At 31.1% G+C, this 21,521-nt stretch carries 21 protein-coding genes; 1 reads left to right on the top strand and 20 read right to left on the bottom strand.

Annotated elements, in window-relative coordinates; genetic code table 11:
- Positions 1-23: 23 nt before the first annotated feature.
- The 3 genes from KGF46_RS00500 to KGF46_RS00490 are packed head-to-tail and all read right to left on the bottom strand — an operon-like array spanning position 24 to position 4,009.
- Complete coding sequence (locus KGF46_RS00500) at positions 24-1,445, bottom strand: Rne/Rng family ribonuclease (RefSeq protein WP_227854594.1); 1,422 nt, start codon at positions 1,443-1,445, stop codon at positions 24-26.
- A gap of 19 nt (positions 1,446-1,464) precedes the next feature.
- Entirely contained in the window at positions 1,465-2,163 is a 699-nt protein-coding gene (locus KGF46_RS00495; RefSeq protein WP_227827078.1) for a TIGR03936 family radical SAM-associated protein, read from the bottom strand.
- Position 2,164: 1 nt separating this feature from the next.
- Complete coding sequence (locus KGF46_RS00490) at positions 2,165-4,009, bottom strand: TIGR03960 family B12-binding radical SAM protein (protein ID WP_227827077.1); 1,845 nt, start codon at positions 4,007-4,009, stop codon at positions 2,165-2,167.
- Positions 4,010-4,326: 317 nt separating this feature from the next.
- Between KGF46_RS00490 and KGF46_RS00485 the strand changes: the two genes are divergently transcribed.
- Positions 4,327-5,520 (top strand): FprA family A-type flavoprotein, encoded by a 1,194-nt coding sequence (locus KGF46_RS00485; protein WP_227861748.1) that lies wholly within the window; start codon positions 4,327-4,329, stop codon positions 5,518-5,520.
- Positions 5,521-5,663: 143 nt separating this feature from the next.
- Here the strand turns inward: KGF46_RS00485 and KGF46_RS00480 are convergent, their stop codons facing one another.
- From KGF46_RS00480 to rsxC, 17 genes are all read right to left on the bottom strand, one after another.
- Positions 5,664-6,077, bottom strand: coding sequence for a methylglyoxal synthase (locus KGF46_RS00480; protein WP_227827075.1), 414 nt, complete (start codon positions 6,075-6,077; stop codon positions 5,664-5,666).
- Positions 6,078-6,117: 40 nt separating this feature from the next.
- Positions 6,118-7,248 (bottom strand): rod shape-determining protein RodA, encoded by a 1,131-nt coding sequence (rodA, locus tag KGF46_RS00475; RefSeq protein ID WP_227827074.1) that lies wholly within the window; start codon positions 7,246-7,248, stop codon positions 6,118-6,120.
- Between the two features lie 84 nt (positions 7,249-7,332).
- The gene (minE, locus tag KGF46_RS00470; RefSeq protein ID WP_054273171.1) at positions 7,333-7,617 is read right to left on the bottom strand and encodes a cell division topological specificity factor MinE; all 285 of its coding nucleotides are present in this window, start codon (positions 7,615-7,617) and stop codon (positions 7,333-7,335) included.
- Between the two features lie 17 nt (positions 7,618-7,634).
- Entirely contained in the window at positions 7,635-8,432 is a 798-nt protein-coding gene (gene minD / locus KGF46_RS00465; protein ID WP_227434079.1) for a septum site-determining protein MinD, read from the bottom strand.
- Positions 8,433-8,455: 23 nt separating this feature from the next.
- Positions 8,456-9,139 carry a septum site-determining protein MinC gene (gene minC / locus KGF46_RS00460; protein WP_227827073.1) on the bottom strand — a complete coding sequence of 228 codons (684 nt, stop codon included), beginning with the start codon at positions 9,137-9,139 and terminating at the stop codon, positions 8,456-8,458.
- Between the two features lie 98 nt (positions 9,140-9,237).
- The gene (locus KGF46_RS00455) at positions 9,238-12,216 is read right to left on the bottom strand and encodes a penicillin-binding transpeptidase domain-containing protein (RefSeq protein ID WP_227827072.1); all 2,979 of its coding nucleotides are present in this window, start codon (positions 12,214-12,216) and stop codon (positions 9,238-9,240) included.
- 11 nt (positions 12,217-12,227) lie between these two features.
- Complete coding sequence (gene mreD, locus KGF46_RS00450) at positions 12,228-12,716, bottom strand: rod shape-determining protein MreD (RefSeq protein WP_227434076.1); 489 nt, start codon at positions 12,714-12,716, stop codon at positions 12,228-12,230.
- Positions 12,717-12,731: 15 nt separating this feature from the next.
- Entirely contained in the window at positions 12,732-13,625 is an 894-nt protein-coding gene (gene mreC / locus KGF46_RS00445; protein ID WP_227827071.1) for a rod shape-determining protein MreC, read from the bottom strand.
- A gap of 9 nt (positions 13,626-13,634) precedes the next feature.
- The gene (locus KGF46_RS00440) at positions 13,635-14,696 is read right to left on the bottom strand and encodes a rod shape-determining protein (RefSeq protein ID WP_285891643.1); all 1,062 of its coding nucleotides are present in this window, start codon (positions 14,694-14,696) and stop codon (positions 13,635-13,637) included.
- A 70-nt stretch (positions 14,697-14,766) separates the two neighbouring features.
- On the bottom strand, positions 14,767-15,426 hold the full coding sequence (radC, locus tag KGF46_RS00435) for a RadC family protein (protein ID WP_227827470.1): 660 nt from the start codon (positions 15,424-15,426) through the stop codon (positions 14,767-14,769).
- 44 nt (positions 15,427-15,470) lie between these two features.
- Positions 15,471-16,055, bottom strand: a complete 585-nt coding sequence (locus KGF46_RS00430; protein ID WP_227827070.1) for a Maf family protein — start codon at positions 16,053-16,055, stop codon at positions 15,471-15,473.
- 219 nt (positions 16,056-16,274) lie between these two features.
- Positions 16,275-17,246: an RnfABCDGE type electron transport complex subunit B gene (locus tag KGF46_RS00425; RefSeq protein WP_227827469.1), complete on the bottom strand. Its 972-nt coding sequence runs from the start codon at positions 17,244-17,246 to the stop codon at positions 16,275-16,277.
- Positions 17,247-17,261: 15 nt separating this feature from the next.
- Positions 17,262-17,837: an electron transport complex subunit RsxA gene (gene rsxA / locus KGF46_RS00420; protein ID WP_054269663.1), complete on the bottom strand. Its 576-nt coding sequence runs from the start codon at positions 17,835-17,837 to the stop codon at positions 17,262-17,264.
- 14 nt (positions 17,838-17,851) lie between these two features.
- The gene (gene rsxE / locus KGF46_RS00415; protein WP_227827069.1) at positions 17,852-18,445 is read right to left on the bottom strand and encodes an electron transport complex subunit RsxE; all 594 of its coding nucleotides are present in this window, start codon (positions 18,443-18,445) and stop codon (positions 17,852-17,854) included.
- A gap of 12 nt (positions 18,446-18,457) precedes the next feature.
- Positions 18,458-19,027 carry an RnfABCDGE type electron transport complex subunit G gene (locus KGF46_RS00410; protein ID WP_227434072.1) on the bottom strand — a complete coding sequence of 190 codons (570 nt, stop codon included), beginning with the start codon at positions 19,025-19,027 and terminating at the stop codon, positions 18,458-18,460.
- Positions 19,027-20,004 carry an RnfABCDGE type electron transport complex subunit D gene (locus tag KGF46_RS00405; RefSeq protein ID WP_227827068.1) on the bottom strand — a complete coding sequence of 326 codons (978 nt, stop codon included), beginning with the start codon at positions 20,002-20,004 and terminating at the stop codon, positions 19,027-19,029. The genes KGF46_RS00410 and KGF46_RS00405 overlap by 1 nt, the downstream gene beginning before the upstream one ends.
- A 22-nt stretch (positions 20,005-20,026) precedes the next feature.
- The gene (gene rsxC, locus KGF46_RS00400; protein ID WP_227827067.1) at positions 20,027-21,364 is read right to left on the bottom strand and encodes an electron transport complex subunit RsxC; all 1,338 of its coding nucleotides are present in this window, start codon (positions 21,362-21,364) and stop codon (positions 20,027-20,029) included.
- Between the last annotated feature and the right edge of the window lie 157 nt (positions 21,365-21,521).

Genomic DNA, 21,521 nt, shown 5'->3' with positions numbered 1-21,521 from the left:
TACAATTATTAATTATAAAATATTTACATTTTATTGTCAACTACTTTATCAAAAATAACATTTGTTTTGTTGTGTTTTAATGCACTGTTTGCGTTTAAAGAAATTTTTATATTATATTTTTCACCAATTTTATCAATTATATCCATATAATCTTCTTTTATTTGTTTAAAAACAAAATCATTGAATTCTATTATTATGTTTTTGTAAACTGTATGCTCACTTATTCTCATAATTTCTTTTTCGACACTATCTACTATATGATGTATAGATTTTATAGTTTTCATTCCATCACAGCATGGGCAAGCCATTAAATAATACTTATCAACAGACTCTTTTTCTCTTCGTCTTGCAACTTCCACTAAGCCAAGTTTTGTCATTCCTAACACTTCAGCTTTTCTCTTATCTTTACTAAACTCTTCCTCTAATATGTGTAATACCTCATTTTGATATTTCTTTTTATACATATCAATAAAATCAATTATTATTATTCCAGCTATATCTCTAATTCTAAGTTGTCTTACAATTTCCTTTGCAGCTTCAATATTTGTTTTATAAACAGTCTCATCAAGTTTACCAGTTCCAACAAACTTACCTGTATTTACATCTATAACTGTAAGAGCTTCTGTCTTTTCTATTATTAAATAACCACCACTCTTTAACCATACTTTTTCATTTAATAATTTTTCTATTTGAGATTCTATTCTATATAAATCAAATACATCTTTATTTTCTTCAAGGCATAATTTATCAATATAATCATTATTTATAAGCTTCAAAGTAGGTTTTAATTCACAATATTTATCATAATTATTGGTAATTATAGACTCAATCTCATCATTTACATTGTCTTTTACATATTTAGTTGCAAAATCTAAGGACTTATATAATAACTTTGGTCCTATACCAAGTTTATATTCTTTTAAAATATTATCATACTTCAACTTCAACTCTTCTATATCTTTTTTTATTTCATCATGAGTACATCCTTGAGCTTCAGTTCTTATTATTAACCCCAAATTTTCTTTATTCACTGCTTTGGTAATTTTTTTTAATCTAAATCTTTCTCTTTCATCAGTAATTTTATTTGATATCGTCGTTCTGTCGTTGGAAGGTATATAAACAATATACCTTCCAGATATACTAATTTCAGTATTTAATTTTGCACCCTTAGTACCAATTTCTTCTTTATTTACTTGAACCAAAATATCTTGACCAGATTTTATGGTACTTTCTTTTTTTAACTGTAAATAAGCAAGTTTCTTAAATCCAATATCTACAAAACATGCTTCTATTCCTGGTATAACTTTTTTTACAATTCCACGATATATATTGGATACAGTTTTTTTATTTAAATTATCTTCAACAAAAAGTTCTACTAACTTTCCATCTTCAAGCACTGCTGTTTTCTGAGACCCTATTAAGGACTCAATAACTATCTTCTTCACAACTTCACCTCTCACGAACTTACATAGGAGTCACTAATTCCCCATCTTCTAATACATATAAATCTCTTCTCAATATATCAACTTCTAATGGGTCAATATCCAGTTCAAACATCTCTAACATTTTAGGAATAAGTATATTAGTATTTAAATTAGTTTTTGAGCCTGTAGCTATAGTAGCCGTAAGAGTAATATGGTCATCTTCTAAATTTAAAACATCAAAAGTTCTTATCATAGGTCTTATATCAACTTCAACCATTTTTCCTTTTTTATTCTTTTTTGTTATGATTATTTCTTTATTATTCATAAAGTCAATTACTTTTCTTTTTACAAATTCTTTAGTCAAAGGTCTTTTTAAATCTATATTAAACAGATACTCTCCATAATCTATCACAGAAGAAAGAGAAGGTGTCTGTCTATCAATTTCCTTTGCTTTAATAAATTCTATCCCCTCTGGAAGTTGAACTGACACTTTACCTAAAAACTCATCTACCGATAAATCATCTTCTATCTCAATATCTACATACTCGCCTTGGCTTTCTGTTCCTAATGCTAAAGCATTACCATAACTCATCTTAGGATGAGGGTTAAACCCTTGAGAATGTGATAAATTTATTTCAGCTCTCCTAAATGCTCTTTGTAATAATCTTTGAAGGTCAAGGTGTGATATATATATCATATCACCTTCTTTTTTAAATTTGACTCTCATTATTTTACTCATATTAACAAAGCCCCCTTCCTATATCATGTATATTTATTCCACAACCATTACAATTATGTCTGCAATCAGAAGTGATTTTTTCTTTTTTAGCATTTTCATCTTCTCTAATCAAGAATTTTTTACTTACACCTACATCTATATGGTCCCAAGGGAATACCTCTTCATACCCTCTATTTCTATGTGCATAGAAATCTATAGAAAGATTATTTTTTTCCATAGCTTCCTTCCATATATCTAAACTGAAGTGTTCTGCCCAGCCATCAAATTTTGCACCTAATTTAAATGCGTCATATATAACTTTTCCTATCTTTCTATCTCCTCTAGCTACTACAGCTTCCATTAAGCTAGTCTTTGAATCATGGTAGTTATATTTTATATTGTTATTTCTCAATTTATTGACTAAATGTCTTTGCTTATCAACTACTTCTTCTGTCGTATCTTGACCATGCCACTGGAAAGGTGTAAATGGTTTTGGTACAAATGTAGATGTACTTACTGTAACACCAAAGCTTCTCTTTAGCTTTCCTCCATTTACATTTCTGTAAATATCAATAACTTTATAAGCTAATTTGGCTATTCCATCCAAATCGTCATAAGTCTCAGTTGGCAATCCAATCATAAAATATAGTTTAACACTATTCCATCCCATTTCAAAAGCTCTTTCTGTTGCATTTTCTAAGTCTTCTTCTGTAACACCTTTATTTATAACGTCTCTAAGTCTCTGAGTTCCTGCCTCTGGAGCAAAAGTAAGTCCAGACTTTCTTACTTGTTGTATTTTATCAGCAATCTCCATTGAGAAATTGTCTAATCTAAGTGATGGAAGTGAAATTCCTATATTATTAGATGCATATTCGTCTACTAAATAATCAGTAAGCTCAGACAACTTACTATAATCACTTGTACTAAGTGATGATAATGATATCTCATCATATCCAGTATTTTTAACTAATTTGTCAAGTATCTCTTTAAGTCTTTCAACACTCTTTTCTCTTATTGGTCTGTATATCATACCAGCTTGACAAAATCTACATCCTCTTGTACAACCTCTAAACAATTCTAACACTATTCTATCATGAACAGTATCTATATAAGGTACTATTAATTTTTCTGGATAATCTACAGTTTCAACATCTTTTATTATCCTCTTAGTAGGACTCTTAATAATCCCTTCTCTATTAGGAGTTACACTTTGAACTGTGCCATCTTCATTGTATTTAACATCATAAAAACTTGGTATGTATACTCCTTCTATACTTGATATTCTGTATAAAAAATCATCTCTAGTTGTTTTATTTTTCTTCCACTCTTTATACTCATTTACTACTTCTAAGTTAACTTCTTCACCTTCACCTAATATTACTACATCTACAAAATCTGCTAAAGGTTCAGAGTTATAAGCACAAGGACCACCAACCATTATAAATGGGTCTTCCAATTTTCTTTCTTCTTTTAATATTGGTATATTGGCTAAATCTAATATATTTAAGATATTAGTGTATGAAAGTTCATATTGAAGTGTAAAAGTAACAAAATCAAAGTTTGTTATAGGCTCTCTTGACTCTAATGCAAATAATGGTATATTTTTTTCTCTCATTATATTTTCCATGTCAACAGCAGGAGAATACACTCTCTCACAAGATACATCTTCACTTTTATTTATTACATCGTATAATATATGGCTCCCTAGATGACTCATACCAACTTCATACAGGTCTGGAAAGCAATGTGCATATCTTATCAATTCACTATTACTAGTATCTTTATGAATTGAATTTATTTCATTCCCAAGATATCTAGCAGGCTTTTCTACTTTTTTTAAGATTTTTTTCAAGTCTACTTTATTCATTTATTAAAATTCCTCCAAACAAGTTCTTTATTTTTATTCTTATTTATAAGTAATATTATACACGATAAAATATTTTCTATCAAAAATATAACTAAAATATTGAATTTAAAAGCTATATTATTCACAAAATAGGATATCTAAAAATATTTAATAATATTTTCTATTAAATTTTTATTAAAATACAGATTTTTTACTAAATATGATATATTATAAACATAAAACTATGTTTTTAGTGACTTATAATGACATCTTTTGTTTCACTAACCTCAAAATGGGGTATGTTATTTATATAATGATAATTTTTAGGAGGGTTAAAAATGAGTAAAGTTTTTGAAGTAAAAAAAGATATCTACTTTACTGGTGTAGTAGATGAAGGTTTAAAAGTATTTGATATAATAATGGAAACTGAGTTTGGGACAACTTATAATTCTTACTTAATAAAGGACGAAAAAACGGTTTTATTTGACACAGTAAAAGCAAATTTTAAGGATGAATTTTTAAGTAATTTATCAGAAGTTACTGATATAGCTAAAATTGACTATGTTGTAGTCCATCACACAGAGCCAGACCATGCTGGTAGTTTAAAATACTTATTAGATTTAAATCCTAATATAGAAGTTTATTGTACTAAAGCTGCTAAATTATACTTAGATGGTCAAATAAATAGACCTTTTAATTGTCATGTAATAAAAGATGGTGAAGTTTTAAATATTGGTAAGAGAAATCTTAAATTTATAACTGCTCCATTCTTACATTGGGTTGATACAATGTTTACTTACATTGAAGAGGACAAGACTCTTTTAACTTGTGATGCATTTGGTTGTCACTTTGCAAGTGTTGATGCAGAAGTGGTAAACAGTGAAGATTATCTAAAATCAGCTAAACATTACTATGATTGCATAGTTAAGCCATTTGCTAAGCACGTTTTAAGTGCTGTAGATAAGGTTGTAGGAATGAACATAGAATTTGATACTATATTGACTTCTCATGGTCCAATGCTTACTAAAGACCCAATGGCGGCTGTAAAGAGATATGTTGAGTGGTCTACAGAAGCTATTAATACAACTAATCAAAATCAAGTTTCTATATTCTACTTATCAGCTTATAGCAACACTTTAGAAATGGCTAAAAAGATAAAAGAAGGACTTGATAAAGAAGGTGCAAAAGCTGAATTATATGATTTAGAAAATATGACATTGACAGAGATGCATGATACATTAGTAGTATCAAAAGTAATACTGTTAGGTTCTCCAACTATAAACAAAACAATGGTTAAACCTATGTGGGATTTATTCTCTGTTATAGACCCAATGGCTAATCAAGGTAAGATAGCAGGAGTATTTGGTTCATTTGGTTGGAGTGGTGAAGGTATAACTATGGCTGAAACTTTACTTAAAGCTATGACATTCAAAATGCCTGTAGAATCTCTTAAGAAAAAATTCTTCCCTAGTGAAGAAACATTAAACGAATGTATGGAATTTGGTGCAAAATTTGCAAAATTAGTTGAATAGTTATTTTTATTTAAATGACATATATCTATAGTCCATCATTCAAATTATATAAAAAACTTATATTAGAGTTTTTATCTTATAGAACAAATTAAAATGAGGTAGCTATTTTAGCTACCTCTAATTTTATATACTATTTATTTTTATTAGACACGCTGACTTTTGTTCTTCCTAACTTCTCTCCATGATAGTTCTCCCCTATCAAGAGCTTTTATAAATATTTCCGCAGAAGCTAGATTTGTAGCTATTGGAACGTGGTACACATCACAAAGTCTTATCAAAGCTTGTATATCTGTTTCATGAGGTTGAGATGTAAGTGGGTCTCTCAAAAAAATAACTAAATCTATCTCTTGTGTCACTATTAAAGAACCTATTTGCTGGTCTCCGCCTAAAGGTCCAGATGCCAATCTAGTAATCTTTAATTCTGTTTCATCCATTATTCTTTTTCCTGTAGTTCCAGTTGCATATAGTCCATATTTTTTTAAAATCGCTTCATAACCTATACAAAATCCTACCATAGTATTTTTCATTTGGTCATGTGCTACTAATGCTATATTCATTCTACTCAATCTCCTCAATTTATGTTTAGAAGTCTTACACTTAGAAATTTATTTTCTTTCTTCTCATACAAACATTTAGTACTAATCCTAAATTGGCTAAAGATGTTAATAGTGAACTTCCTCCATAACTTACAAAAGGTAATGTTACTCCTGTTACTGGAATTAATGCAACAGTCATAGCAATATTTTGGATTATCTGGTAAGCAAACATACCCATAACACCAACTACAATGAGGGTTCCATAAAAATCCTTAGCATCTCTTGCAATTGCTAAAATCCGTAATAGAAATATTGCAAATAAGATTATAAGCACTGCCATTCCTATTACACCAAGTTCTTCACCCACAACAGCAAATATAAAGTCACTGTCTTGTACTGGTAAGAAATCTTCTTGGTTCTGACTTCCATTATATAGACCTTTTCCAGTCATACCACCAGAGCCTATTGCTATCAAAGATTGCATAACCTGATAATTTCCTTTTAAGGTTACATCTTCTGGATTTAGGAAGGCTTCTATTCTTACTTTTTGATGGTCTGCCATCATTAAATACATCAATGGCATCGATACCAATAGTATTATTATTCCTCTTTTTATTAGCTTAGAACTAAGACCTGCTGTAAACAGCATTGCAAATACCATACAACAAAATACAATTCCTGTTCCTAAGTCTGGTTGAGCAAGTAGTAATCCAATGAATGGAAGAGAATAAACTACAACAGGTATAACCTCTTTTAATGTATTTAATTTATCTTTTTTTGTCTCAAGTATCTTTGCATAACTAAGTACAAATGTTAATTTTACTATTTCAGAGGTCTGCAAATCAAGTGGACCTAAGTTAATCCAAGACCTCGCACCACCTTTTTCGGTACCAATTCCAGGTAATAAAACTACAGCTAATAAAACAAGGCTTATTATATAAAGAGCTTTGTAATACCTTCCTAGAAGATTATAATCAAAAAATAGTATGACTATAATCATTCCTATTCCAAGCACAAAAGCTAGTCCTTGCTTAACTAATTGATTATATGAACCTGTAGAATTAGCATGTGTTGCACTACTAAGTATAACAAGTCCAAAAATAAAGATAGCTAATACTGTAACTATAAGTTTCCAGTCTAACTGTTTTATCAACTTAATTGTCGACTTATAATTAATATTGATTTTTTTCAAAGAATCACCGTCTTTCTATCTTTAAACACATAATTAAATAAAAGGGGCATATACCAATAAGGATATCCCCCTTTTAAGCACTAATTACATACATCTATCTTTAATATTCTTTAATGGTATATTAGCAACTAATGCAGATACAGGTTTGTCATCATGTTCACCTCTGCATTTAGACATTTTTATTTCAAGGCCATCTTCTTCTATTTCTGCATAGTTGGCTATTACTTTTAAAATATCTGTTTTTATCATCTCTAAAAGTTGTGGTGAACAATCTACTCTATCATGAACTAAAACTAGTTTTAACCTCTCTTTAGCAACAGATTTACTAGTTTTAGCTTCGTTAGAAAAAACTCTAAATAAATCTAACACAGATGTATCCTCCTTTGCTACTTAGCCATGCTAAACATTTTTTTTAGTCTACCAAAGAATCCATCTTCAACTTCAAGTTCAAGTAGAGGAACTTCTTCATTTAGTATCCTTTTTGCGATATTTTTGTATGCTTGACCAGCAAGAGATTTTGAATCAAGTATTGCTGGTTCCCCTTTATTTGTTGATATAATTATACTCTCATCATCAGGAACAAGACCTAATAAATCTATTGCTAGTATTTCTATTATATCTTGTTTGTCCATCATGTCTCCACGCTTAACCATATCATTTCTAATTCTATTTATAACTAATCTTATTTCTTTTATTTCATTTGCTTCTAATAGACCTATTATTCTATCTGCATCTCTTACTGCTGATATCTCTGGATTTGTAACCACGATAGCTCTATCTGCACCTGCTATTGCATTTTTAAATCCTTGTTCAATACCTGCTGGGCAGTCTATTATTACATACTCGAAAGATTCTTTTAATTTTTCACATAGGTCAACCATTTGCTCAACTGATACAGCATTTTTATCTCTAGTTTGTGCTGCTGGTAATAAATATAGATTATCAAATCTTTTGTCTTTTATTAGAGCTTGCTTAAGCCTACAAGTTCCTTCAACAACATCTACTATGTCGTAAACTATTCGATTTTCAAGACCCATTACTACATCTAAATTTCTAAGTCCAATATCTGCATCTACAACTACAGTTTTTTTATTTTCTAGGCTTAGCGCAGTTCCTAAGTTTGCTGCGGTAGTAGTTTTTCCAACTCCACCTTTACCGGATGTTATAACTATAACTTCGCTCATAATACTACCCCCTATTTTTCTTTCTATTTGTCCAACTTTGACAAATAGCTTTCGATTACAATTCTTCCATTACTCACAAAGGCTATTTCTGGGCTAATTTCTGATTCAATTTCATAATTTTCTTCATCATCTGGAGCTTCTGCAATATTATCTGCTATTTGCAATATTTTTGGATTAAGATTTCCAGCAACAACATAGGCAAACTCATTACCCTCTGAACCTGCATGCACAAAACCTTCTATTTTACCCATTACAAAAACATTTCCTCCTGCTACAACCTTAGCGCCAGCATTTATATCTCCCATAACAACTGTATTTGATTTTGAAATGACCTTTGAACCAGGTCTCATATCATTTAATATGACTACATCACCTTCAAATTCAATATTTTCACCAGATCTTAGGGTATTGACATATTTTGTTTGAAAATTATTATCTTCTTCAATTTTTTGATCTTCAACAAATTCCACATCAAATCTAGAAGTAATTCCTTCTTTTAATTCTAGAATCTCCATGTCAGTCAAATAATCACTGTTAATTTTACTAATTTTAGCACCATTAAAAAAACCAACATATGCTTCCAATTTGTTTATTATATTTTCTTGTATTTCTTCAAATGGAGCTTCTCTTTTTATATTTACTATTATCCCTCTTTTATTACCCTTGAACTCTACTAGTTCTTGACTACAAATTTCTCTTAAAGACATAACAACCTCCAGAGTGATATATCATTTATATTCTTCAAATGCGCTTTAAACCCTTTTATTTTTTCTACATAAAGCTAAAGTTTATAAATGGATTTAGCTTATCTATTGATTTGTGACTCGAAATTTATATTTTCGTCAGAAGAATTATTAACATCATCCGTCTTGTTGTCTTTTTTGCCATTAGTTGGCTCTAATCCCATATATGTTCCAATAACTTCTCTAGTTGGTAAAAGTGAGAATACACTTGAATCCCCTTGAGGAATTACACATACAACAGCTATTTCTGGGTCATCTGCTGGTGCAAATGCAACAGTCCATGTAAAAGAACCATAATCTGCTTTAAACTTATCTATTTGGTCATCTGTTATTTTTGGATTTAATTCTTTTATAGCTTTTCTTAAATATGAAGAATTCACTTTATCAGTATCCTCTAATTTAACTTTTACTCCATCTTCTAATTCTTCTTCTAATTTCTTTCTTTCTTCGTCTTTTAAATCTTTATTTTCTAATTTTTTCTTTATTTCTTTTTCTTTAGCTAATGAAAGTTCTTTTTCTTTTTCTGCCTTCATCTTATCAGCCATTTTAATTGCATCATTTAGATTAACATTATAAGATGACATATGACTCTTTAAATATTCATATTCATTATCTGTAGGTATTTTACCACTTTTCTCAGCTGTACCAGTCTTTGCTGCTACATCTATTGGGAAATCAGCAAAAGCACTTTTTGCTGTACCTTGTCTAGCAACCAATTTCATACCTTTTGTTAGTTCCTTTAGATTATCAGGATTTTTGAAAGCTATTTTTTCCACTTTCTTTTGGTCATTGATTTTTACTGATGAATAATCACTTGAAACAGCTCTATCAACTACAGATAATTCTACTAAATTACCTCCATTTGCTATAGCAGCTACGTATCTTGATATTTGAGCTGGTGTATAGGCATTTTCACCTTGCCCTATAGCTAAGTTGAATGTATCAGCAGTACTCCATTTTGCAAAGTTAAAGTAACTAAATACTGCCATATCTGCTACATCTTCCACTCTATTTTCTTTAACGTCCAATTTTTTCAATCTATTCATTGTTTCTACTCTACCAGGAGTTTTCTTTTCAGCTGCCCAACTTACAATTTCATCGATTCTTTTTTCGTATTCTTTAGGATTTTTATCTCTAGTTATATCAACAAAGTCATTGGCCATTTCTCTATCTAAAGCTGATTTTAACAATGCTTGTGTTGATTTTAATTTATCCTCTGTACTAGGCACCTTACCTGCTCTTTCTTCTACTTCGTCTTCAAGCCCAGTATTTTCATCTAATCCAAATAATTTTGCATACTCAAGTATCTTATTTGCATTCATATCTATGCCAATACTTTTTCCATCTGGCCATGTCTTACCTGTACCAATAGTTGCCATGTATATGTTACAAGACTCTTGTATAGCTTTATATAAATTTGTCATACCATGATTTCCTCTACCATGGTTCCACACATAGTCCCCAAATGATTTTTTCCCTAGCATAATAACTCCAGGGTCATTTATAGTGAAATTTGGATTTAGGCCATTTTCTAAAGCTGCCATTGAGGTTACCATCTTAAATGAAGAACCTGGCTGGAATTCCCCTTGTGTAACCAAGTTTAATAGTGGACTTCCTGCTAGTAAGTCATTTGGATTCTTTGGTTGTAGTGCTTTATAGTCTTCTGTAGAAATACCTTTTGCAAATTTATTTGGGTCATAGTCAGGATAACTTGATGAAGCTAAAACTTCTCCATTTTTAACATCAATAGCTATAAGAGCTGCTGATTGTGCCTTTCCTGCATATGCACTAATTGGCTTATCCCCAAACTTACTTTTAAAAGTACCTCCTTTTGAAGCAACTTCTATTATCTGTTTCAATGCATTATCTGAAACCTCTTGTAAATCTTTATCTAATGTAAGGTATACAGTATCTCCTGATTTAGGTTTTTTAGATTCAATCTCTTTGCTGATTCTACCCAATGCATCAACTTTAACCATTTTATAACCATCAGTTCCTCTTAGCTTGCTTTCATTACTTTTTTCTACTCCTGCAAGACCTACCATATCTCCTGTTTTATATCCTTTTTGTAGATATGATTCTATTTGAGTTGATGGCATTTTTCCTACATACCCTAACATATGTGAAGCTAAAGTTCCATTAGGATAATATCTCACTGGTTCAACTGCTACTGAAACACCAACAAGGTCCATAGCACTTTCTTCAATCTGTGCAATGGTAGTTTCTCCTACATCTTTTGCAATTGTTACTGGATTATATTGAGAATATCCTTTTGATTTTATTAAGTCTCTTACAACCATTATTTTTCTTGCATCTTCATTACTTAAACTTTTATCAATCTTAAATGCATCACTATTTCTTACTTTTTCAAACGCTTTTTCAGCACTTAAATTAGTCTCTTTTATTTTATAACTGGCCAACCAATCTCTCTTATCTCTCTCTGCTGTAAACATCCATTTACTAACTAAAATAGGAGGATAGTATCCATTTTCATTTAGTTTTGCTTGTAATTTTGTTGCATCTAGCCTTTTATCTTCTTGAGACAAGATTCCTGCTGATATAAGTTTATCTACCAAGTAATAAAAACTCTCTTTAGCATTATAATCACTTGGTATTCCATTTTCTGATTTATATTCTCTAATCTCTCTGTCATATGTATAATAGTACTTTCCATTTTCTACATATATAGGAAATTCATCTACATATTCTTCACCATTTTTCTCAAGTAAATTTATAAGCTTCAATGATATTTCATTTGCTCTTGAACGCTTATTAGCATCTTTTTTATTAATATCGTTACCTGAAACCTGAACCGTAAATAAATTTTTATTTCCTGCTAGCAATCTTCCATATCTGTCTTTTATTTCTCCTCTTGGAGCTTCGATTGCCAATTTTTTATATGTTTTATTTTCAGCTAACTCATTGTAGTATTCATATTTAAATGTAGTCATGTAGACTATTTTTACTAAAATAGCTAAAAATATTAAACTTATGACTATTTTCATTATTTTCAATCTATCAACTTGTTTATTTTCTTCCATGAAATCACCAACTAATCTTCTTTAAGTTTTAAAACTGCTCTTTTAGACAAGCGATATATTATTAAACCAATTAAACTATTCACTATTGGTGCTACTAGTAGACCCTTTACTAAAAGTGTTGATATGCTATAGCTTTGATAGATTATACTAGATGTACCTATATTGACAATTGAATCAATTAAACTTCCTATTAAAACCAAAACGAAAGTAATAATATAGCTACCTTTATATAGTTGATCCCTCATGTGCCCAATCGCATATGCAATAACAAACAAAACTAATGCATTTACACCAAGAATTCCACCAATGGTTATGTCCTTAATAAGCCCTATTATGGCTGCTATAATTCCACCCTCTAATTCATCCAAATAAAGAGAAATTATAGTCACATATATAAGAACTAAATTAAAGCTTATACCAAAAATATTTATATAATTTGTTATACTATTCTCTATAGTCATAACCACAATACCCAATAGACAAAGTAAAACTTTTTTCATTGTTTTTTATCCCCTTTATCCTATATTTCTTGGTTCTATGACTACAACGTCATCTATATTCTTAAAATCAACATAAGGTTTTACAACTACATATTTTAGTGATTTATCTTTATCATCAATTACCTTTTCAACCTCACCAATTGGTATGCCTTCTGGGAAAAATCCAAGACCAGATGTTGTTACTATATCTCCTTGAATTACATTATATGATGAATCAAACATATAACCTTGTAAGTAGCCTTTACTATTATAACTATCCTTATTGTCTAAAGTAGTATTTTGAGTAATCGCGCCTTTAGCACTAGCATTTTTTGCTAATTTAAAACTTACAGATGATTTAGAATCTAATAGTGAAATTGCCTTACTATAATCGTTAGAAACTTCATAAACTATACCAACTAGACCACTGCCATTCATAACTATACTTTCTTTTTTTACACCTGAATTTTTTCCCGCACCTATTATAAAACTCTCATACCAATTTCCATCATTTTTACCTACAACACTTGTAGAGATACTTGTTGCTTTATATTTTTCCTCTACAAAGTTAAGTGTCTTCTTTAATTCTTCTAATGATTCTGTCTTATCTAATTTGGTATTCAAGGCTATAACATCTTTTTTAAGTTTTTCATTTTCTGATTCTAATTTTTTTACCTTCTCAGAGTTATCTCTATAATTTAAGATATCTTTAAAACCATTTTTTATAAATGAAAATCCATCATTTACTCCTTTTCCTACACTTGTAATAGCATCTGATGCTATTCCTAAATTTACTGGGCTTCCATTTGAAAACTTACCAATTGATATACCCACAATTCCAATTAAAGTGATAGCAACTACGCCCGTTGCTATCACTTTAACATTAATCCTTTTTTTCTCATTTTTATTCTTGTCAAATCTCAAGGCCATCACCAACTTCTAATTTTTAGCATTCATCATTAATACTTTTTCAAAAATTTCTTGGTCTTCAACAGATTTTCCTGTTCCAAGTGCAACACAATCAAGAGGAGCTTCTGCTATTTGAACAGACATTCCTGTCTCTTGTGTAATAAGTTTATCAAGGCCTCTAAGCATAGCTCCCCCTCCTGTTAGCATTATTCCGTTTTCCATTATGTCTGATGCTAATTCTGGTGGAGTTTTTTCTAATGTAGATTTTATAGCATCTACTATTGAACTCACAGGCTCTTTTAATGCTTCTCTAACTTCTGTAGAACATATTTCTATTGTTTTAGGTAATCCTGATATTAAATCTCTACCTCTTATTTGCATATTTATTTCTTCATCATCTTTAAATGTAGATCCTATGCTAATCTTAACATTTTCAGCAGTTCTTTCACCTATCATAAGATTATATTCTTTTTTTACATAGGCAACTATAGACTCATCAAATTCGTCTCCACCAATTCTTATAGATTTAGCAGTAACAATTCCTCCTAGAGATATTACAGCTATTTCTGAAGTACCTCCACCGATATCAACTACCATATTACCTTCTGGCTCTTCAACCTTTAATCCAGCTCCTATAGCCGCTGCCATTGGTTCTTCTATAAGGAACGCATCTTTAGCACCAGCTTGTCTTGCAGCCTCTTCTATAGCTCTCTTTTCAACTTCTGTAACTCCAAAAGGAACACATATAGCTATTCTTGGACTTACAACACCTTTTTTGTCAGCTGCTTTTTGTATAAAGTAACTAATCATTGATTGAGTTATATCAAAGTCAGCTATTACTCCATCTTTCATTGGTCTTATAGCCACTATATTTCCTGGTGTTCTACCTATCATTTTTTTAGCTTCTTCACCTACTGCTAAAACTTCTTTACTGTCATCTCTTATTGCAACAACTGAGGGTTCTCTAACAACAATACCTTGTCCTTTTATGTAAACTAATGTATTTGCAGTCCCTAAATCTATTCCCATATCCTTTGTCATCTTGTTAAAACTAAAAAAACCTCTTTTTTCTTTCTTTTTTTCCTTAGCCATGATTTTACTCCTTCCTACTAATTAAGAATCATGTTTAAAACATTCTCCTACTATTTTATCACATATAAAGTCAAATTATCATATTTTCTTTAAAGCTAAAGTATAATCCATCTCCAATTATTATATGGTCAATTATTTCAATCCCAATTATTTCTCCACATTTAATAAGTCTGGATGTAATATTTTTATCTTCCTTTGATGGTTCTACACTTCCTGAGGGGTGATTATGCATCACTATTATTTTACTTGCACTTCTCTTTATAGCTTCTTTAAAAACTTCTCTAGGATGGACTAATGATGAGTTTAAAGTCCCTACAGATACATCTACATCAGATATTATCTCATTTTTTGTATTTAAAAGAACTGCCTTAAAAACCTCTTTTTTCAAATACCTCAGACTATTCATATAATATTTATGTATATCCCAAGGATTTTTTATTTTATACTTCATAGGTTTAAAACTAGCTACTCTAAAGCCTAGTTCTAAAGCTGCTTTAATTTGGGCTGATTTTGACAATCCAATTCCATCTATATTACACAGCTCCTCTATTGTCATTTCTTCTAAATGTCTAATACCCTGAATATCTCTATTTATTATATAGTTAGCTAACTCGATGGCGTTTTTATGTTTGTTACCAGTTCTTAAAAGTATAGCCAACAATTCAGCATTTGATAAGCTTTTTACTCCTTCAGCAAGCATCTTTTCTCTGGGTCTTTCCTCTAGTGCCATTTCTTTTACCTTAATGGTTGAATTAAATGACTTTTTCAGATAAATCACACTCCATAAAAAAGATTTATATTAAAATGTTCCTTTAGCAAGTCACCTAACCTTGAAATTGGAAGTCCAACTATATTAAAATAATCTCCTCTAATTTCTTCAACTAGCAAGGCTCCATATCCTTGTATTCCATAAGCTCCTGCTTTGTCAAATGACTCTTTAGTTTTCAGATAATCCTCAATATCTTTTTCTGATAACGTTTTAAATTTTACATCGCTGATTACATAGTCAATTATTTTTTTATCTCTGCACAAGTTTATTAAGCTAATACCTGTTATGACTTGATGCTCTCTTCCAGATAGTCTCCTTAGCATGTCTCTTGCACAAGACTCATCTTTAGGCTTTCCTAAAATAGCATTATCTAAAACAACAACAGTATCAGCTCCAATAACAACATCTTCCTTATGTTTAGATGCTACAGACATACTTTTTTCAAAAGCTAATCTCATAACTAAATGTTTTGGTGCTTCACCTTCCAATATAATCTCATCAATTTCACTTTTAATTATATCAAATCTTACATTTGTATTCTCTAGAATTTCTTTCCTTCTTGGAGAGGCTGATGCCAAGATTATATTCATTTATTCACCTCATTTGTACGTAATTTGTACCTATTTAGTCTATCACTATATTGTAAAAAATTCAACAGAAATGTCGAACCTTTTTTGTTACACTATTGTTATATTTATTACCAATAAAATAAATATACATAAAATAGAGGTATGGAAATTATTCCATACCTCTGTTTTATGTACTCATTAGAGATATGGAAATTATTCCATATCTTTATTTTGTCCATATTACAAAATTTTAATAGCTTTCTTTGGACATTTTTCCATACATAAATGGCATCCTACACATTTGTCTGCATCTACCTTATGTTTTTCTTTTAATTCACCTTCTATTGCATCAAACTTACATTGTTTTTTGCACACTGTACATCCTACACAAAGTTCTTGGTCAATAGTAACTTTCTTTCTCTTAGCTATATCACCTGAAATTACTTTTGTAGGGCATTTTTCTACACATTGCATACAACCTACACACTTGCTAGGGTCTATTTTAGCTATTTTGTTTTCAAATATTATTGCATCAAATTGACAAGCTTTTACACACATTCCGCAACCAATACATCCAGCAGTACATTTTTCTTTAACAGCTTTACCAAATTCTTTGCTATTACATTCTACAACTATTGATTGGCTTTCTGGTTTTGTAATTATTATACCCTTAGGGCATGCTTCTTTACATTTTCCACAGTTAACACATTTTTCTTCATCTATTACTGCTACTCCATCAACTATAGAAATAGCATCAAATTTACAAACAGTCTTACATGTTCCAAGACCTAAACATCCAAACTTACACATTTTAGCTCCTGAATTTAAAACATTTGCTGCTCTACAATCAGATATTCCTTCATACACGTATTTATCTTTTGCGCTTGAACAAGTTCCTTTACAAATAACTTTTGCTACTTGTTTTTCACCTGCTTCAGCACTTACTCCCATTATTTCTCCAACTTTTACACCAACATCTGCTCCACCTACAGGACAACCATTAACTGGTGCTTTTCCTTCAACTATTGCACTTGCAAGACCTCCACATCCTGGAAATCCACAACCACCACAGTTAGCACCTGGAAGTACTCCTAGTATAGCTTCCACTCTTTCGTCTACTTCTACAGCAAACTTTTTAGAAGCAAAATCTAATACTATCCCGAAGATTAAGCCCATAATTCCTAAAACTACTACAGCCGTAAGTATCACTATTTTCACCCCTCTTTTTTATAGCTTTATAAGTCCTGTAAATCCTAAGAAAGCTATTGACATTAAACTTGCTGATATAAGTGTTATAGGGAAACCTTTAAACGCTTCTGGTATATCAGCTAATTCTAGTCTTTCTCTTATACCTGCGAATATTACTATTGCTAAAGTAAATCCTGCTCCTGCTCCAAATCCGTTTATTATTGTTTCTACTAAGTTATAACTTTTTTGAACATTAACTAGAGCTATACCAAGAACTGCACAGTTTGTAGTTATAAGAGGTAAGTAAACTCCTAATGCTTGATATAAAGATGGACTCATCTTTTGAATTACCATTTCAACGAACTGAACTATAGAAGCTATAACTAAAATAAAAGCTATTGTTTGTAAAAATTCAGTTCCAGTCTTTACTAATAAAATTTGTATAAAATAAGTTATAATTGAAGCTAGAGTTAGAACGAATGTAACTGCAACTCCCATCCCTACTGCTGTATCAACTTTCTTAGAAACTCCTAAGAAAGGACATATACCCAAGAACTGAGATGTTATAACGTTATTAACAAGAACGATACTTAAAAATAAAAGTATTAAATTCATTTATTACACCTCCACTACGCTTTTTTACTTCTTAATTTATTAAATCCTGCAAATAAGAATCCTAATGTTAAGAATGCACCTGGTGGTAATATAAATATTAATACTGGTTGGAAAGATGCTCCAAATAAAGTCATTCCAAATAAACTACCATTTCCAAGTAATTCTCTAACTGCACCTATTATTGTAAGTGCAACAGTAAATCCAAGACCTTGACCTACACCATCAACAATTGAAGCTAGTGGACCAGTTTTAAAAGCAAAACTTTCTGCACGAGCTAGTATTAAACAGTTAACAACTATTAATGGTATATATATACCAAGAGCCTTATCAAGAGCAGGAACATATGCTTTTAAAACCATTCCTACTATTGTAACAAATGTAGCTATAATTACTACAAATATAGGTATTCTTATCTTATCTGGTGTAATTTTTCTTATTAAAGATATAACTAGATTTGCACATATTAAAACTGCTGCTGTTGAAAGACCCATACCAATTCCATTTATTGCTGAAGTTGTAACGGCTAGTGTTGGACACATACCTATAACTTGCACAAATGTTGGGTTCTCATCTATTAGCCCATTTTTAAATACTTTAGCTAAATTCATAATTAACCCTCCTTATTTATTAAGAGCACTATTGAAAACATCTATTGCAGCATTTACTCCTGTAGTAACTGCTGTAGATGTAATAGTTGCACCTGATATTGCTAATATTTGATTCTCTGCTGTTGTGCTTCCTTTTGCTACTTCAAGAGGTTCAGCAGTTTTTCCTTTGTATTGACCTTTAAATGCATCATCCTTAGCTTTTGCTCCAAGTCCTGCTGTTTCTGACATATTACCAATATCAACGCCTGTAACTTGGCCATCAGCTGATATACCTACCATAACTTCAATTTCTCCACCATATCCACTTGGTTTAGCTTTTAAAGTATATCCTACTACCTCAGAACCATCTAACCCTTCATATACCTCAGCTATAAGGCCATCTCCAAGGTCTTTATAAGTACTTTCCTTCATTTCCTTAAACTCTTTTGCTTCTGGAAGTACTGCTTTTCTAAGTTCATTGTTTGCTTGTATGTTTCTTTGTTCTATTACTGGAGCTGTAACTTGATTTGTAGCTCCAAGTGCTAATGAGGCTATTGCACTTATAGCAAGTAAAGTTCCACCTAGTCTTACCATACTATTCATTATTTAGCCACCTCCCCAAACACTCTGTTTCTAACAAACTTATCTATAAGTGGTGCAAGACAGTTTACTAGTAGTATTGAGTAAGATACACCTTCTGGATATCCACCATACATTCTTATAACAGTTGTTATAAGACCTGCTAATACAGCATATATGATTTGACCTTTTTTAGTCATAGGCGAAGTTGTATAATCCGTAAGCATGAAGAATCCACCTAACATAAGTCCTCCAGCAAACAGTTGATATATTGCAAAATTTATATTAAATCCACCTAAAAGGAATGTTAATATAAATACAGTTGCTATGTAAAATACTGGGATAACATAATTTATTATGCCTTTATACATTAGGTATACTCCACCTAATAATAATAATATTGCTGATGTTTCACCTATACATCCACCAATATTACCAATCATCATATCAGCAAGGCTGATTCCATTACTAGAAAGGTCAGCTAATCCTGCTGCTCCATTTTTCAAAAAACTTAATGGTGTTGCTGTAGTAACTGCATCTAAATTTTTACCTATCCAATTAACACCTGGTTGAGTCCAAGCAGTCATTGCTACTGGAAATGATGCTAATAAAAATGCTCTTGCAGCAAGTGCTGGATTGACAAAGTTACATCCAATTCCACCAAATACCATTTTAACTACTAATATTGCAAATATTCCTCCTACTAGACACATCCACCAAGGAAGTGATGCTGGTACGTTAAATGCTAATAATAATCCTGTTACAACAGCTGAAAAATCTCCTATAGTACTTTTATGCTTCATAAATTTTTGATATAAAAATTCAGTACCTACTGTACCAAGTATACAAAAAAACATAGCACTCAATGCATTAAGTCTAAAGAAGTATACTCCTGCTACTGCTGCTGGAAGGAGTGCTATAATAACTTGTTTCATTATATATGAAGTATCTTCATTACTTCTCACATGAGGAGAAGATGATACTATCAACTTATTTTCCATCGTTTTTCCCCCTTAACTTTCTTTATTTCTGAGCAGCTTGCTTTCTTCTCTTTGCTCCTATTTCTCTTTTTGCTGATCTTATAGATTGAAGTAATGGTCTTCTTGCTGGACAAATAAATGAACAAGACCCACATTCTATACAATCCATAGCTCTATGATATTCAGCTGTGTCATAATCTTCCTTCAAAGAATATGCACTTATGAAAAGTGGTTGTAAGAATGATGGACATACATCTGTACATCTTCCACATCTTAAACAATTTTGAACATCTGGTGTACGTGATTCTTCTTCATCTAAACATAAAATTCCTGAAGAACCTTTATTAGTTGCTATTTCAATAGTATATTGAGTCATACCCATCATAGGTCCACCCATTATAACTTTACCAACTTTTTTACCTTCTTTAAAACCACCACATTGGTCTATTATTTCTGAAACTAATGTACCAACTTTTGTTATTAGGTTTTTAGGTTCTTTGATACAACTACCTGTTATTGTAGTAATTCTTTCTACCAAAGGCATACCTGTTTTAATAGATTTAGCTATTTGAGCTGCTGTGGCAACGTTGTCAACAACTGCACCTGCTGCTATTGGCAATCCGCCTGATGGAACTTCCTTACCTGTACACGCATAAATAAGTTGTTTTTCTGCTCCTTGTGGATATTTCACTTGAAGGCCAACAACTTCGATTTCACTATAATCTTTAGCTACATTTTGAATTGCTTCTATAGCATCTGGTTTATTTGTTTCAATTCCTATAAATCCTTTTTTAACATCTAATACTTTCATTAATGCTCTTAAACCAAATACAACATCTTCTGGGTTTTCCACCATTAATCTGTGGTCTGCAGTTAAATATGGCTCACATTCTGCCCCATTTAATATAACTACTTCTGCTTTACTATCTGGTGGAGGAGATACTTTTACATGGTTAGGGAATGTAGCTCCACCCATACCTACTATTCCTGCCTCTTTTATGATACCTACTATGTCTTCTTTGCTCAAATCCTCTAACTGACCTTTTGGTTGAACACTTTCATGTAATTCTTCCTTGAAGTCATTTTCTATAACTACACATTGAGCTGAACCACCTGGTACTTCATGTTGTTCAATAGCAATAACTTTACCTGATACTGAAGAATGAACGTTACATGAAACGAAACCTTGCTGTTCACCTATTTTTTGCCCAAACTTTACTTCATCACCAACTTCAACAATAGGTTTAGCTGGTGCCCCTATATGTTGTTGAAGAGGAATGTAAACTATCTTTGGAGCTTGAGCTTTTTCAAGTGCCTTTGTGTTAGAGTACTCTTTTCTATATGGAGGATGTATCCCTCCCTTAAAAGTTAAGAGTTTCATTGTTTTACCCCCTTATCTATAAAAAAACATTTTTTCTGCCTTCTATAAGTATACTATATATATTAAAAAATCTTAACAATTGTTAAAAAAATATCCCTATTTTTATAATTTATTTTATAAATCAATGCCTCTTTATTAAGTTAAAACGAGGAAAAGG

Source organism: Clostridioides sp. ZZV14-6153 (genome assembly GCF_020657855.1).
Lineage (GTDB): Bacteria > Bacillota > Clostridia > Peptostreptococcales > Peptostreptococcaceae > Clostridioides.
The sequence above is the reverse complement of the archived record's forward strand: the minus strand, read 5'-3'. Positions and strand labels throughout refer to the sequence as shown.